12 protein-coding genes are annotated in these 15,389 nt (G+C 60.7%); 11 read left to right on the top strand and 1 reads right to left on the bottom strand.

Translation table 11 applies throughout. The annotated features are described in order from the left end of the window. Positions 1 to 51 precede the first annotated feature (51 nt). From mreB to tldD, 8 genes are all read left to right on the top strand, one after another. Positions 52 to 1,068 (top strand): rod shape-determining protein MreB, encoded by a 1,017-nt coding sequence (gene mreB, locus ACIOWE_RS09070; protein ID WP_401390052.1) that lies wholly within the window; start codon positions 52 to 54, stop codon positions 1,066 to 1,068. A gap of 143 nt (positions 1,069 to 1,211) precedes the next feature. Then, complete coding sequence (gene mreC / locus ACIOWE_RS09065) at positions 1,212 to 2,360, top strand: rod shape-determining protein MreC (protein ID WP_401390049.1); 1,149 nt, start codon at positions 1,212 to 1,214, stop codon at positions 2,358 to 2,360. Then, the gene (mreD, locus tag ACIOWE_RS09060) at positions 2,360 to 2,851 is read left to right on the top strand and encodes a rod shape-determining protein MreD (protein ID WP_103303129.1); all 492 of its coding nucleotides are present in this window, start codon (positions 2,360 to 2,362) and stop codon (positions 2,849 to 2,851) included. The genes mreC and mreD overlap by 1 nt, the downstream gene beginning before the upstream one ends. Positions 2,852 to 2,888: 37 nt before the next feature. Further along, positions 2,889 to 3,485, top strand: a complete 597-nt coding sequence (locus ACIOWE_RS09055) for a Maf family protein (RefSeq protein ID WP_401390037.1) — start codon at positions 2,889 to 2,891, stop codon at positions 3,483 to 3,485. Between the two features lie 57 nt (positions 3,486 to 3,542). Beyond that, entirely contained in the window at positions 3,543 to 5,000 is a 1,458-nt protein-coding gene (gene rng, locus ACIOWE_RS09050; protein ID WP_201235375.1) for a ribonuclease G, read from the top strand. Between the two features lie 75 nt (positions 5,001 to 5,075). Continuing rightward, positions 5,076 to 8,882 carry a YhdP family protein gene (locus ACIOWE_RS09045; RefSeq protein WP_401390034.1) on the top strand — a complete coding sequence of 1,269 codons (3,807 nt, stop codon included), beginning with the start codon at positions 5,076 to 5,078 and terminating at the stop codon, positions 8,880 to 8,882. Positions 8,883 to 9,014: 132 nt separating this feature from the next. Continuing rightward, on the top strand, positions 9,015 to 9,875 hold the full coding sequence (locus ACIOWE_RS09040) for a carbon-nitrogen hydrolase family protein (protein ID WP_401390031.1): 861 nt from the start codon (positions 9,015 to 9,017) through the stop codon (positions 9,873 to 9,875). Between the two features lie 3 nt (positions 9,876 to 9,878). Further along, positions 9,879 to 11,321: a metalloprotease TldD gene (tldD, locus tag ACIOWE_RS09035; RefSeq protein ID WP_034154473.1), complete on the top strand. Its 1,443-nt coding sequence runs from the start codon at positions 9,879 to 9,881 to the stop codon at positions 11,319 to 11,321. Positions 11,322 to 11,372: 51 nt separating this feature from the next. On the opposite strand, the gene yjgA is transcribed toward tldD, so the two are convergent. After that, positions 11,373 to 11,897 (bottom strand): ribosome biogenesis factor YjgA, encoded by a 525-nt coding sequence (gene yjgA, locus ACIOWE_RS09030; protein WP_401390029.1) that lies wholly within the window; start codon positions 11,895 to 11,897, stop codon positions 11,373 to 11,375. Positions 11,898 to 12,005: 108 nt separating this feature from the next. Between yjgA and pmbA the strand changes: the two genes are divergently transcribed. The 3 genes from pmbA to ACIOWE_RS09015 all read left to right on the top strand — a co-directional run bounded on the left by pmbA (position 12,006) and on the right by ACIOWE_RS09015 (position 15,366). Next, positions 12,006 to 13,352 (top strand): metalloprotease PmbA, encoded by a 1,347-nt coding sequence (gene pmbA / locus ACIOWE_RS09025; RefSeq protein ID WP_401390026.1) that lies wholly within the window; start codon positions 12,006 to 12,008, stop codon positions 13,350 to 13,352. Positions 13,353 to 13,601: 249 nt separating this feature from the next. Beyond that, entirely contained in the window at positions 13,602 to 14,009 is a 408-nt protein-coding gene (locus tag ACIOWE_RS09020; protein WP_401390023.1) for a FagA protein, read from the top strand. After that, on the top strand, positions 13,990 to 15,366 hold the full coding sequence (locus ACIOWE_RS09015; protein WP_401390020.1) for a class II fumarate hydratase: 1,377 nt from the start codon (positions 13,990 to 13,992) through the stop codon (positions 15,364 to 15,366). The genes ACIOWE_RS09020 and ACIOWE_RS09015 overlap by 20 nt, the downstream gene beginning before the upstream one ends. The last annotated feature ends 23 nt before the right edge of the window (positions 15,367 to 15,389 follow it).

Genomic DNA, 15,389 nt, shown 5'->3' with positions numbered 1-15,389 from the left:
GCCCCCCGCGCGGCCGACGGTCCCCGGCCCAGGGACCAGAACCGGCGCGGCCTGCCTGCCAGCGATCTTTCCATTGACCTGGGCACTGCCAACACCCTTATTTACGTGCGCGAGCGCGGTATCGTCCTGAATGAGCCATCGGTTGTGGCCATTCGGACACACGGTAACCAGAAAAGTGTCGTTGCTGTCGGCACCGAGGCCAAGCGCATGCTCGGCCGTACGCCGGGCAAAATTGCTGCCATTCGTCCGATGAAGGACGGCGTGATCGCCGACTTCAGCGTCTGCGAAAAGATGCTGCAATACTTTATTAACAAGGTTCACGAAAACAGCTTTCTGCAGCCTAGCCCTCGTGTGCTGATCTGCGTTCCATGCAAATCCACTCAGGTTGAGCGTCGTGCCATCCGTGAATCGGCCCTTGGTGCCGGTGCCCGTGAAGTGTTCCTGATCGAAGAGCCAATGGCGGCTGCGATCGGTGCCGGCCTGCCGGTAGAAGAAGCTCGCGGCTCGATGGTCGTGGATATCGGTGGTGGTACCACTGAAATCGCGCTGATCTCCCTGAACGGTGTGGTCTACGCCGAATCCGTACGCGTTGGCGGCGACCGCTTCGACGAAGCGATCATCACCTACGTGCGCCGTAACTACGGCAGCCTGATCGGTGAATCGACCGCCGAGCGCATCAAACAGGAAATCGGCACGGCCTACCCGGGCGGCGAAGTTCGCGAAGTCGACGTTCGCGGTCGCAACCTGGCCGAAGGCGTTCCACGCGCATTCACCCTGAACTCCAACGAAGTGCTGGAAGCTCTGCAAGAGTCTTTGGCAACCATCGTTCAGGCCGTGAAAAGTGCGCTGGAGCAATCGCCGCCGGAACTGGCTTCCGACATCGCCGAGCGTGGCCTGGTGCTGACCGGTGGTGGCGCGCTGCTGCGTGACCTCGACAAGTTGCTGGCCCAGGAAACCGGTCTGCCGGTGATCGTTGCCGAAGATCCGCTGACCTGTGTTGCTCGCGGCGGTGGCCGTGCATTGGAAATGATGGATAAGCACACCATGGATCTGCTTTCGAGCGAGTAAGTCGCCGATTGCAATACGTGGGTGAGCGCGCGCAGGCAGCACTTTGCAGTGCTGCCTGTTGGCGTTTATCTTCTGTCAGTCTTCATCCAGGCCGGTTTGATGCCGTATGAATAAACAGAACATTTGCCTGGGAGGAGCGGCTTATTAAACCGCTTTTCGCCAAGGGCCCTTCGTTGGGCGTCCGCCTGTTGGTGCTGGCCGTGTTGTCGGTTGCGCTGATGGTGGTCGATGCCCGCTTCAGTCTGCTCAAGCCTGCACGCAGCCAGATGTCGCTGGTGCTGATGGACGCCTACTGGATCACTGATCTGCCCGGTCGTTTGTGGGAAGGCGTTGCCAGTCAGTTCGGCAGCCGCACCGAGCTGGTCGCCGAAAACGAAAAACTCAAGACCGAGAACCTGCTGTTGCAGGGCCGCATGCAGAAGCTTGCCGCCCTCACCGAGCAGAACGTCCGGCTGCGCGAGTTGCTCAATTCCTCCGCGCTGGTCAACGAGAAGGTCGAAGTGGCCGAGTTGATCGGCATGGACCCCAACCCCTTCACCCATCGCATCATCATCAATAAAGGTGAGCGCGACGGCGTGGTCCTCGGTCAGCCAGTGCTCGATGCGCGCGGGCTGATGGGGCAGGTGGTCGAGCTGATGCCGTACACCTCCCGGGTGTTGCTGTTGACCGACACCACTCACAGCATTCCTGTGCAGGTGAACCGTAACGGTCTGCGGGCGATTGCCAGCGGTACCGGCAACCCGGAACGCCTGGAATTGCGTCATGTCGCCGATACCGCCGACATCAAGGAAGGCGATCTGCTGGTCAGCTCCGGCCTCGGCCAGCGCTTCCCGGCCGGTTACCCGGTAGCGACGGTCAAGGAAGTGATCCACGATTCCGGCCAGCCCTTCGCGATCGTTCGCGCCGTGCCGACCGCCGCGTTGAACCGCAGCCGTTACCTGCTGCTGGTATTCAGCGACAATCGCACCGCCGAAGAGCGCGCCAACGATGCCGCGCAAGCTCAGGAAAATCTTGATGCCTTTGGCGGCGGTCCGATCATTCCGGCCACCGTACCGAAAACCGTGACGCCACCGGCTGCCGCAACACCTGCCGCCGCAGCGACGCCGGTTGCACCGGCTGCCAGCGCCACGCCGGCCAAACCCGTTGCGAGCAAACCGCCCGCAAAACCACCGGCAACCACTCCGGCGGCCGCCAAGCCTCCGGCCGCCAAGCCTCCGGCTGCCCAGCCTGCTGCACGACCTGCGGCGAAACCGCCGGTCACCGCGCCTGCTACCACTGGGAGACAAGAATAATGGTCGGGGCTACCGCATCGCGAAACGGCTGGATCGTCTGGCTGACGTTTGCCATCGGCATGTTGCTCAGTGTGTCGCCGCTGCCGCAATTCATGGAAATCCTGCGCCCGCTGTGGCTCGCCTTGCTGCTGACGTTCTGGGCGCTGTACATGCCGCAAACGGTCGGCATGGTGACGGCGTTCTGTCTGGGGCTGGCGGAAGACGTGCTCTACGGCACGCTGCTTGGGCAGAACGCGCTGATCCTGACGTTGATCACCTTCCTGGTTCTTTCGCTGCAACAGCGCCTGCGGATGTTTCCGATCTGGCAGCAGTGTCTGGTGATCCTGGTGATCTTCGGACTCGCGCAACTGGTGCAGTTGTGGCTCAGTGCCCTGACTGGCAACCGCCAGCCGACCCTGGCGCTGGTGCTGCCGGCACTGGTCAGCGCCTTGCTCTGGCCTTGGGTCAGCTTCGCTTTGCGTGGATTGCGCCGCCGCTACAAAATCAATTGATCCGGTGAAGCAGGGCACTGAACAGGGAGATGTTTTGATGAAGCCGCTTTACCTCGCCTCTGGATCGCCGCGTCGACGTGAGTTGCTCACGCAAATCGGCGTTGCGTTCTCCGCCATCAGCGCGGACATCGATGAAACCCCGCTTCCTGAAGAATCGCCATCGGCCTATGTCGAACGCCTTGCGCGCGGCAAAGCCGAGGCCGGGCGGCGCACGATCGTGTCCGAGCAGGCATTCTGTGTGCTGGGCGCCGACACCGCGGTGGTGCTCGACGGCAAAATTCTTGGCAAACCGGTGGACGAAGCCGATGCATGCGCCATGCTGATGATGTTGTCCGGCAAGGAGCATGAGGTGCTGACGGCGATTGCCGTGCTCGAAGGCCAGCGTTGCGAATCGCGAGTGGTGCGCAGTCTGGTGCGGTTCCGGCCGATCAGCCGTGAAGAAGCAGCAGCCTATTGGGCCAGTGGCGAGCCCCGGGACAAGGCCGGTGGTTATGGCATTCAGGGACTCGGCGCGGTGTTTGTCGCGGGCCTCAATGGCAGCTATTCGGCGGTGGTCGGGTTGCCCGTTTGCGAAACCGCAGAACTGTTGGGCCATTTCGGCATACCCTGTTGGCAAAACCTGAACGCGCAATAAGCGTCGTACGAACAAGATGCGGCCATTATCGTGAACATGCCTGAACGAGATCCTGCCATGAGTGAAGAGATTCTGATCAACATCACGCCGATGGAGTCGCGCGTGGCGGTGGTCGAAAACGGTGTGCTGCAAGAAGTCCACGTCGAGCGCACGCAAAAACGCGGGATCGTCGGCAACATCTATAAAGGCAAGATTGTCCGGGTGCTGCCGGGTATGCAGGCAGCGTTTGTCGACATCGGCCTTGATCGTGCGGCGTTCATTCACGCCGCCGAAATCTCTCTGCGCGAAGGCCCTGCGGTGGAAAGCATCAGCGCGCTGGTGCACGAAGGTCAGAGCCTGGTGGTGCAAGTCACCAAGGATCCGATCGGTTCCAAAGGCGCACGGCTGACCACGCAGTTGTCGATCCCATCACGGTATCTGGTGTACATGCCGCGCACCGCCCACGTCGGCATTTCCCTGAAAATCGAAGACGAAGCCGAGCGCGAACGCCTCAAGCAGGTCGTCAGCGATTGCGTGGCCAAAGAAGGCATCAAAGAGGCCGGCGGTTTCATTCTGCGTACCGCTGCCGAGGGCGCGGGAGCCGATGAAATCCTCATGGACATCCGCTACCTGCGGCGCCTGTGGGATCAGATCAACGAACAGATCAAGACCATTTCTGCGCCGAGCGTGATCTACGAAGACCTCGGTCTGGCCCTGCGCACGCTGCGCGACCTGGTCAATCCGAAAATCGAGAAGATCCGCATCGATTCCCGGGAAACCTTTCAGAAAACCACACAGTTCGTCGCTGAACTGATGCCGGAAATCGCCGACCGCCTGGAGCATTACCCGGGCGAACGACCGATTTTTGATCTGTACGGTGTCGAAGACGAAATCCAGAAAGCCTTGGAACGCAAGGTGCCGCTGAAATCCGGCGGCTATCTGGTGGTCGATCCGGCAGAAGCCATGACCACCATCGACGTCAACACCGGCGCCTTCGTCGGTCATCGCAATCTTGAAGAAACCATTTTCAAGACCAATCTCGAAGCGGCAACCGCGATTGCCCGGCAGATGCGCCTGCGCAATCTGGGCGGGATCATCATCATCGACTTCATCGACATGGAAGATGAAGAGCACCAGCGCCAGGTGCTGCGCACGCTGGAAAAACAGCTGGAGCGTGACCACGCGAAGACCAACATCATCGGCATCACCGAGTTGGGCCTGGTGCAGATGACCCGCAAGCGTACCCGCGAAAGCCTTGAGCAAGTGCTGTGCGAACCGTGCAGCAGTTGCCAGGGACGCGGCAAACTGAAAACTCCGGAAACCATCTGCTACGAGATTTTCCGCGAGATTCTTCGAGAAGCCCGGGCCTATCAGGCGGAGGGTTATCGCGTGTTGGCGAACCAGAAAGTCGTTGATCGGTTGCTCGACGAAGAGTCCGGTAACGTTGCCGAGCTTGAAGGGTTTATCGGCCGCACCATACGCTTCCAGGTGGAAACCATGTATTCCCAGGAACAATATGACGTGGTGTTGCTCTGATCCCCTGCGTCACCCTTTTTCCACAGCGGCTGGCCTCAGCTTTTCGCAGTATTCATGCCATGGGAGCCAACTGACATGGACCGTCTGACACGCATTTTGGCCGCACTTACCCGCTGGGGGCTGGGCCTGTGCGCGTTGGTTCTGGTGTTGATGGCGTTGTACGTCAGTCTCGGTCGTGAACTGACGCCTCTGGTAGCCGAATACCGCGCCGAGATCGAAGACAAGGCCAGTGCCGCCCTCGGCATGCCGCTGCAGATCGGTGAACTGGAGGGCAACTGGAGCGGTTTTGCACCGATCCTGCTGGCCCATGACGTCATGGTCGGTGATGGCGCCAATGCGCTGCGCCTGGATCGGGTGCGCGTCGTGCCGGATCTGTGGACCAGTCTGCTGGCTCGTGAAGTGCGCATCGCGCATCTGGAACTCAACGGCCTGAAAATCAGCCTCAAGGAAGCTGAGGATGGCAGTTGGGCGCTGGAAGGGCTGCCCGTGCAGAAGGATCAGCCGTTCGATCCGGAGCAACTGTTCAATCGCTCGCAAATGATTCAGCAGTTGTCGGTGCTCGACAGTCAGGTGACCTTGCAGCCGCTGGATCACCCGGCGATGACGCTCACCTATGTCGGCCTCAATCTGAAAACCGGCGCCAGTCGTCAGCGTCTCGACGCACGTTTGACCCTGCCTGACGGCCAACCCGTTGCGCTGAACCTGCGCACGCGCATCCGTCCCGGCCAATGGCAGGACAGTTCGGTGGAGGGTTACGCCAGCCTGCCGCAAAGTGACTGGGCAAAGTGGCTGCCAGGGCGCCTGACCCAGCAGTGGAATTTCTCCGAGATCAAGGCTGGGGGCGAACTGTGGGTGAACTGGTCGCAAGGCACTCTGCAAAGTGCCGCAGTGCGATTGAATGCGCCGCAACTGATAGGCGCCTACGCTGAGCGCAAGCCGATCCAGATCAACAATCTGGCGCTCAACGCCTACTACGAGAACAGCGCCAAAGGCGCGACCGTCACCCTCGATTCGCTGGCGATGAACTTCGGCGAAACCCGCTGGGAATCGCGCGTACAAGTGCACCAGACAATCGCCACCGACAAGGTTGACGAACTCTGGCACCTGCAGGCTGACCGTCTCGATCTGACACCGATTACACCGCTGCTCAACGCATTGGGGCCGTTGCCGCAAGGTTTTGCCACGGTGGTCGAGCGTTTGAAGGTCACGGGTGGTTTGCGCAATGTCTTGCTGGATTTCCGTCCAAACGCCACTGATGGCAGCAAATTCAGCTTCGCGGCCAACCTCGACCGCGTCGGTTTCGATGCTTATCACGGCGCGCCGGCGGCACGAAATGTCAGCGGTAGCCTCAGCGGCAACCTCGACGGCGGCGAGTTGCGCATGGACAGCAAGGACTTTGTCCTGCATCTCGATCCGATTTTCGCCAAGCCATGGCAGTACATTCAGGCCAACGCCCGGTTGACCTGGAAACTCGATAAAGACGGTTTCACCCTGATCGCGCCGTATCTGAAAGTGCTGGGTGAAGAAGGCAAGATTGCCGGCGACTTCCTGATTCGTCTGCATTTCGATCACAGCCAGGAAGACTATATGGACCTGCGGGTCGGTCTGGTCGAAGGCGACGGTCGCTACACCGCCAAGTATTTGCCTCAGGTGCTGAGCCCTGCGCTGGACGAATGGTTGCGTACCGCCATCCTTCAGGGCGCCGTGGATCAGGGCTTCTTTCAGTATCAGGGGTCACTGAGCAAGAACGCCGGTGAGGCGGATCGCAGCATCAGTCTGTTCTTTAAGGTGCATGACGCCGAACTGGCCTTCCAGCCAGGCTGGCCGCATGTCAGCAAGGTCAGCGGCGATGTGTTCATCGAGGACAGCGGGGTGCGCATTCTGGCCAGCAAGGGCCAGTTGCTCGATACCCAGGTCAGCGATGTTTTCGTCAACATTCCCCACGTGCCGGCCGGACAACATACCCATATGTATCTCGACGGCGGGTTTGCCGGCGGCCTCGGTGATGGCCTGAAAATTCTTCAGGACGCACCGATCGGCACGGGCGAAACCTTTGCCGGCTGGGAAGGTGCGGGTGATCTGCAAGGCAAACTCAAACTGGATATCCCGCTGGACAAGGGCGGTGACCAGCCGAAGATCGTCGTCGATTTCAAGACTGCCAATGCGCGACTGAAATTGGCCGAGCCGAAACTGGAGCTGACCCAGCTCAAAGGTGATTTCCGTTTCGACAGCGCCAAGGGCCTCAGTGGGCAGAACATCGCTGCCCGCGCGTTCGATAAACCGGTCACTGCGCAGATCTTCGCTGACGGCAGCCCTGGCAAACTCAAGACCCGCGTGGCTGCGTCGGGCCAGGTTGAGGTCAAAAAACTCACTGACTGGCTCGGCGTGAGCCAGCCGCTGCCGGTGTCCGGGACGATTCCCTATCAGCTGCAGTTGAACCTGGACGGTGCCGACAGTCAGTTGATGGTCAGTTCCAGCATGAAAGGTGTGGCTGTCGATCTGCCCGCGCCATTTGGCATGGCGGCGGATGTCGGGCGCGACACGGTATTCCGCATGACTCTGCAGGGGCAGGAGCGGCGTTACTGGGTCAATTACGATCAACTGGCCAATTTCACCTTCGCGGCGCCACCGAGCAATTTCGCTGACGGCCGTGGCGAGTTGTTCCTCGGTGCCGGCGAAGCCGTGTTGCCTGGCGCCAAGGGCTTGCGCATTCGCGGTGTGTTGTCGGAATTGGACGTCGCACCGTGGCAGGGTCTGGTCAACAAATATGCCGGACAGGATCCGGGTGGCAGTGCCAAGCAACTATTGAGCAGTGCCGACTTCAAGGTCGGCAAGCTGACCGCATTCGGCACGACTCTGGATCAGGCTTCGGTCCAGGTGAATCGCAAGCCGGGAATGTGGAATCTGGCGCTGGACAGTCAGCAGGCCAAGGGCACCGCCAGTCTTCCGGATGCCAAAAGCGCGCCGATTGCCGTCAACCTGCAATACGTGCGACTGCCAGCGCCGGATCCGACGGTGCAGGCTGACGAGAATGCGCCTGACCCCTTGGCATCGGTCGATCCGACGAAAATCCCGGCGCTGGATATCACCATCAACCAGCTGTTCCTGGGGCAGGATCTGGTCGGTGGCTGGTCACTCAAGGTCCGGCCGACCGCCAAAGGCATTGCCTTGAACAACCTCGACATGGGCCTCAAAGGCATCCTGTTGCAGGGCAACGGTGGCTGGGAAGGCGCGCCGGGTGCGACCAATAGCTGGTTCAAGGGCCGGATTGGCGGCAAGAACCTTGCTGATGTGCTCAAAGGCTGGGGTTTTGCGCCGAGCGTGACCAGCGAAGAATTCCATATGGACGTCGATGGCCGCTGGCCGGGTTCGCCCGCATGGCTGGCGACCAAGCGTTTCTCCGGGACCCTTGATGCTTCGCTGAGCAAAGGCCAGTTTGTCGAAGTGGAAGGTGGTGCGCAGGCGTTGCGGGTGTTTGGCCTGCTCAACTTCAATTCCATCGGCCGCCGCTTGCGCCTCGACTTCTCCGACCTGTTCGGCAAAGGCTTGAGCTACGACCGGGTCAAAGGTCTGCTGGTGGCGAACAACGGGGTCTACGTGACCCGCGAACCGATCCGCCTGACCGGGCCATCAAGCAACATCGAACTGGACGGCACACTCGACCTGGTCGGCGATCAGGTCGACGCCAAATTGCTGGTGACGTTGCCGGTGACCAACAACCTGCCGATTGCCGCGCTGATCGTTGGCGCTCCGGCGGTCGGCGGCGCACTGTTCCTGATCGACAAACTCATCGGCGACCGTGTGGCGCGCTTTGCCAGTGTGAAATACACCGTCAAAGGCCCGTGGAAAGAGCCGAAAATCACCTTCGACAAGCCTTTTTGAGTAGCATGGCGCTAATCCCTATGTAGGAGCTGCCGCAGGCTGCGATCTTTTGATCTGGTTTAAAAGCAACATCAAAAGATCGCAGCCTGCGGCAGCTCCTACACCGTTATCTGCAGATTCCGAGGAGCGGCCATGTCTTTGGCGGTGATTCAAATGGTCAGCCAGAGTGACGTGCTGGCCAATCTGGCTCAGGCCCGGCGCCTGCTTGAACAAGCGGCAGCGGGGGGCGCGAAGCTGGCCGTGTTGCCGGAGAACTTCGCCGCCATGGGCCGTCGCGACATTGCCGACATCGGCCGCGCCGAGGCGCTTGGCGAAGGTCCGATCCTGCCATGGTTGAAACAGACCGCCCGCGACCTCAGGTTATGGATAGTCGGCGGCACATTGCCGTTGCCGCCGGTCGATCAACCCGACGCCAAGTCGCACGCCTGTTCACTGCTGGTCAACGATCACGGCGAAATCGTTGCACGCTATGACAAGTTGCACTTGTTCGATGTCGATGTAGCGGACAATCGCGGCCGTTACCGCGAATCCGATGACTATGCTTATGGCAGTGGCGTGGTGGTGGCGGACACCCCGGTGGGCAAAGTCGGTCTGACCGTGTGTTATGACCTGCGCTTTCCGGAGCTGTACAGCGAATTGCGTGCCGCCGGTGCCGAGTTGATTACCGCTCCGTCGGCCTTTACCGCCGTGACAGGCGCGGCGCACTGGGAGGTGCTGATCCGTGCGCGGGCCATCGAGACTCAGTGTTATGTGTTGGCGGCAGCGCAGGGCGGGACCCATCCGGGGCCGCGAGAAACCTTCGGGCATGCGGCGATCGTCGACCCGTGGGGTCGCGTGCTGGCGCATCAGGATCAAGGCGAAGCGGTGTTGTTGGCCGAACGCGATAGCGACGAACAAGCGTCCATCAGGGCGCGGATGCCGGTGACGAATCATCGGCGGTTTTTCTCGCAGGGCGCACAGCGACCTGCTTCAGAACATGAATTTAAGGCCTAAACCATGAGCGAGTTGTTGTCCTCAGTCAGTGATCACCTTTTGGCGCCCGGCGGCGTAACGATCGAGAGCCTGCAAGGCGTGCTCGGCGATCTGGCGGGCCCGGGCATCGATGCCGCCGACCTGTATTTCCAGGGCCAGATTTCCGAGTCCTGGGCGCTGGAAGACGGCATCGTCAAGGAAGGCAGCTTCAACCTCGATCAGGGTGTCGGTGTGCGTGCGCAGTCCGGTGAAAAAACCGGTTTTGCCTACAGCAACGCGATCACCCTCGAAGCCTTGGGCGCTGCGGCGCGTGCGGCGCGCTCAATCTCCCGGGCCGGGCAGAACGGCACGGTGCAGGCGTTTACCACTCAGGACGTCGCGCAGTTGTACGCCCCGGATAACCCGCTGGAAGTGTTGAGCCGTGCCGAGAAAGTTGAACTGCTCAAGCGCATCGACGTTGCCACGCGTGCGCTTGACCCGCGCATTCAGCAGGTCAGCGTGAGCATGGCCGGTGTCTGGGAGCGAATTCTGGTGGCTTCCACCGACGGCGGCCTGGCGGCGGATGTGCGACCACTGGTGCGCTTCAACGTCAGCGTCATCGTTGAGCAGAATGGTCGTCGCGAGCGCGGCGGCCATGGCGGCGGCGGACGTACCGACTACCGTTATTTCCTCGCCGAAGACCGTGCCATGGGTTATGCCCGCGAAGCGTTGCGTCAGGCGCTGGTCAACCTCGAAGCGATTCCGGCACCGGCCGGGACCTTGCCGGTGGTGTTGGGGTCGGGCTGGTCTGGCGTACTGCTGCACGAAGCGGTCGGCCACGGTCTGGAAGGCGACTTCAACCGCAAGGGCAGCTCCGCCTACAGCGGGCGCATGGGCGAAATGGTTGCCTCGAAGCTGTGCACCATTGTCGATGACGGCACCCTGAGTGGCCGTCGCGGTTCGCTGAGTGTCGACGACGAAGGCACTCCGACCGAGTGCACCACGCTGATCGAAAACGGTGTGCTCAAGGGCTACATGCAAGACAAGCTCAACGCGCGCCTGATGGGCGTCGCACGCACCGGCAACGGCCGTCGCGAATCCTATGCGCACTTGCCGATGCCACGGATGACCAACACTTACATGCTCGGCGGCGAAAGCGATCCGGCAGAAATCATCGCTTCGGTGAAGAAGGGCATCTACTGCGCCAACCTTGGTGGCGGTCAGGTCGACATCACCAGCGGCAAGTTTGTGTTCTCCACCAGTGAGGCGTACCTGATCGAAGACGGCAAGATTACCGCGCCGGTCAAAGGTGCGACGTTGATCGGCAACGGCCCTGAGGCGATGAGCCGGGTGTCGATGGTCGGTAACGATCTGGCGCTGGACAGCGGCGTAGGCACGTGTGGCAAGGATGGGCAGTCGGTACCGGTGGGAGTTGGCCAGCCGACGCTGAAAATCGATGCGATCACCGTGGGTGGCACGGGCGCATAAGGAAAGGTGGAACTGCGGGTGGCGCACAGGGCGACCACCCGGTGACGAATATCAACGCAGTCCGCGTTGAGTCTCGTCCAGTTCACGGATGTATTTGAAGATCTTGCGGCTGGAAGCAGGAGGTTTGTTTTGCGCAACCTCATGCTGAGCCTGACGGATCAGGGAACGCAGTTGCTGGCGATCGGCGTCCGGGTACTCGATGACGAACTTCTCCAGCACGGCATCGTCGCCCGCGATCAGGCGATCACGCCAGCGTTCGAGGTTGTGGAAACGCTCGTTGTACTGACGAGTCGAGGCATCGAGTTGATCGAGCAAGGTCAGAATCGCGTCAGTGTCCTGATCGCGCATCAGTTTGCCGATGAACTGCAAGTGCCGTTTACGCGCGATGTTCGCGGTGTGCTTGGGCGCATCGGCCAAGGCCCGGCGCATGGCGTCGGTCAAAGGCAGTTTAGCGACCAAGTCAGGCTTGAGTGTTGTCAGGCGCTCGCCGAGGTCAACCAGAGCATGCAGCTCGCGTTTGACCTGAGATTTGCTTTTTTCTCCCGTATCGAGGGAGTCGTCGTAAGAATCAACCATGGTGGCAGTCCGCAAAGAAACGCCGCCATGATAACCAGTCGGGGGCCGCGTGTCCGGCCCGGTCGCTCGATGACCCCAGCCGAAAGCAGAATTTGAGTGGAGATGAGCATGAGTGCAGTTGAAAGCGTCGGCCCGCAGGCATTGCCGGCACTGCAAGAACAGGTCGAGCAGATCATCGCCGAAGCCAAGCGTCAGGGCGCCAGTGCCTGTGAAGTAGCGGTGTCGCTGGAGCAGGGGCTGTCGACCTCGGTGCGCCAGCGCGAAGTCGAAACAGTCGAGTTCAACCGCGATCAGGGTTTTGGCATCACGCTCTATGTCGGTCAGCGCAAAGGCTCGGCCAGCACCTCCGCCACCGGCCCGGATGCGATTCGCGAAACGGTTGCCGCTGCATTGGCCATCGCCAAACACACCTCTGAAGACGAAGCCTCGGGCCTCGCCGATGCGGCGCTGATGGCCAAGGATCTGCAGGATTTCGACCTGTTTCACGAATGGGACATCACCCCGGAGCAAGCCATCGAGAAAGCGTTGCTCTGTGAAGCGGCGGCATTCGACGCCGATGCGCGGATCAAGAACGCCGATGGCACCACGCTCAGCACCCATCAGGGTTGCCGCGTGTATGGCAACAGCCACGGTTTCATTGGTGGCTATGCGTCGACACGGCACAGCCTGAGCTGCGTGATGATCGCCGAAGCCGGTGGCCAGATGCAGCGTGATTACTGGTATGACGTGAGTCGTCAGGGCACATTGCTCGCCGATCCGGTGAGCATTGGTCAGAAGGCCGCACAACGAGCAGCAAGCCGCCTGGGCGCGCGTCCGGTACCGACCTGTGAAGTGCCGGTGCTGTTTTCTGCTGAGCTGGCAGGTGGATTGTTCGGCAGTTTCCTTTCGGCGGTGTCCGGAGGCAGCCTGTATCGCAAATCATCGTTCCTGGAAGGTACGCTGGGGCAGAAGCTGTTCCCCGAGTGGCTGACCATCGACGAGCGCCCGCACTTGATGCGCGCCATGGGCAGTGCTTCGTATGACGGCGATGGCCTGGCAACTTATGCCAAACCGTTCGTCGAAAAAGGCGAGTTGGTGTCATACATCCTCGGCACTTACTCCGGGCGCAAGCTCGGCATGCCGAGCACCGCCAACGCCGGCGGCGTGCACAACTTGTTCGTCACCCATGGCGATGAAGACCAGGCGGCGCTGCTGCGACGCATGGGCCGTGGTTTGTTGGTGACCGAATTGATGGGCCATGGCTTGAACATGGTCACTGGTGACTATTCGCGCGGAGCGGCGGGTTTCTGGGTCGAGAACGGCGAAATCCAGTTCGCGGTGCAGGAAGTGACCATCGCCGGCAACATGCGCGACATGTTCAAGCAGATCGTCGCCGTGGGTAACGATCTGGAACTGCGCAGCAATATCCGCACAGGTTCCGTGTTGATCGAACGGATGACGGTGGCGGGCAGCTAAACCCGGCCCCGTTACACCAAAAGGCGCGCCATCTCATCGGATGGCGCGCCTTTTTCATTGGTGTCACACAAGATCCTGTGGGAGCGAGCCTGCTCGCGAAGGCGATTTAACTGCCAATCTCCATGGTGACTGACACGACGCCTTCGCGAGCAGGCTCGCTCCCACAATGAAATCTGCTTAGCTCGGAACTCTTGTTTTGGTTCTCATTATCATCTAATAATAAATCTCATTATCGAATGAGCCCGGATCATGAGTTCTGCCTTGCACGAGCAGCCGTACCTCGAAAACTGGCGCTGGATGAGTCGCCAGATCCGTTGCGCGATGGATCCAGACGAGCCGCGCCTGATCGAGCATTACCTCGCCGAAGGGCGGTATCTGGCCTGCTGTACGGCAACTTCCCCGTGGACCATCGCTGAAACCTCTTTCCGTCTGCTGCTCGACACGGCCACCGACATCGCCTTGCCGTGGCACTGGCGCAGTCTCTGTCTCGATCAAGCCTGGCGCCCACTGCGTGAAATGGAGCGTCTGTCGCTGTGCAAATGCCGGCTCAAGCGCTGGCAGCGCTACACCTGGCAACTGGCGACCTGCGAGTTGCTTCCCTCGATTCCTCTCATTGAACTAGTCCAAGGATTTACCGATGACCAAGACACGTATTGAGCGCGACAGCATGGGCGAACTGCAGGTGCCGGTGGACGCTCTCTACGGCGCGCAGACCCAGCGCGCAGTGGATAACTTTCCGATCAGCGGCAAGCCGATGCCGACACAGTTCATTCGTGCGCTGATTCTGGCCAAAGCGGCTGCCGCCCGGGCTAACGTCGAACTCAACCAGATCAGCGCCGCCCAGGGCAAAGCCATCAGCGACGCCGCCCAAGGGTTGCTCGAAGGCGACTTCATGCAGCACTTCCCGGTGGATATCTTCCAGACCGGTTCCGGCACCAGCTCCAACATGAACGCCAACGAAGTGATCGCGACCCTGGCCAGTCGCCTGCTCGGCGAGCCAGTGAATGCCAACGATCACGTCAACTGCGGCCAGAGCAGCAACGACATCATCCCGACCACGATCCACGTCAGCGCTGCGCTGGCCCTGCACGAACAACTGCTGCCGGCGCTGCTGCATCTGGTGCAAGTGATCGAGCACAAAGCCGAGCAGGTGCATCACCACGTCAAAACCGGGCGCACTCACTTGATGGACGCGATGCCGGTGCGCATGAGCCAGGTGCTCAATGGTTGGGCGCAGCAACTCAAGGCCAACATCGGTCATCTGCAGGATTTGCTGCCAAGCCTGCAATCCCTGGCGCAGGGCGGCACGGCGGTTGGCACCGGGATCAACGCACATCCTGAATTCGCCGCTCGTTTCAGTCGTCAACTGAGCCAGTTGACCAACGTGCAATTCACCCAAGGCAAGGATCTGTTCGCCCTGATCGGCTCGCAAGACACCGCCGTCGCCGTTTCCGGCCAGCTCAAGGCCACCGCCGTTTCGTTGATGAAAATCGCCAATGACCTGCGCTGGATGAACTCCGGCCCGCTCGCCGGCCTCGGCGAAATCGAACTGGAAGCCTTGCAACCGGGCTCGTCGATCATGCCGGGCAAGGTCAACCCGGTGATTCCGGAAGCCACTGCCATGGTTGCTGCGCAAGTGATCGGCAACGATTCGGTGATCACCATTGCCGGTCAGTCGGGCAATTTCGAACTGAACGTGATGCTGCCGATCATCGCCCAGAACCTGTTGAGCAGCATCGAACTGCTGGCCAATTCCAGCCGTCTGCTCGGCGACAAGGCCATCGCCACATTCAAGGTCAATGAGTCGCGGCTCAAGGAAGCGCTGTCGCGCAACCCGATTCTGGTCACCGCGCTCAACCCGATCATCGGTTACCAGAAAGCCGCTGAAATCGCCAAGCAGGCCTACAAACAGGGCCGCCCGGTGATCGACGTTGCGCTGGAACACACTGACCTGTCGCGTAACCAGCTGGAAGAGTTACTCAATCCCGAGAAGCTCACAGCTGGCGGCGTGTAAACCCCGCAACCGCTTTGGAGGCT

This window comes from Pseudomonas sp. NPDC087598 (assembly GCF_044743525.1).
Classification (GTDB): Bacteria; Pseudomonadota; Gammaproteobacteria; order Pseudomonadales; family Pseudomonadaceae; genus Aquipseudomonas.
The sequence above is the reverse complement of the archived record's forward strand: the minus strand, read 5'-3'. Positions and strand labels throughout refer to the sequence as shown.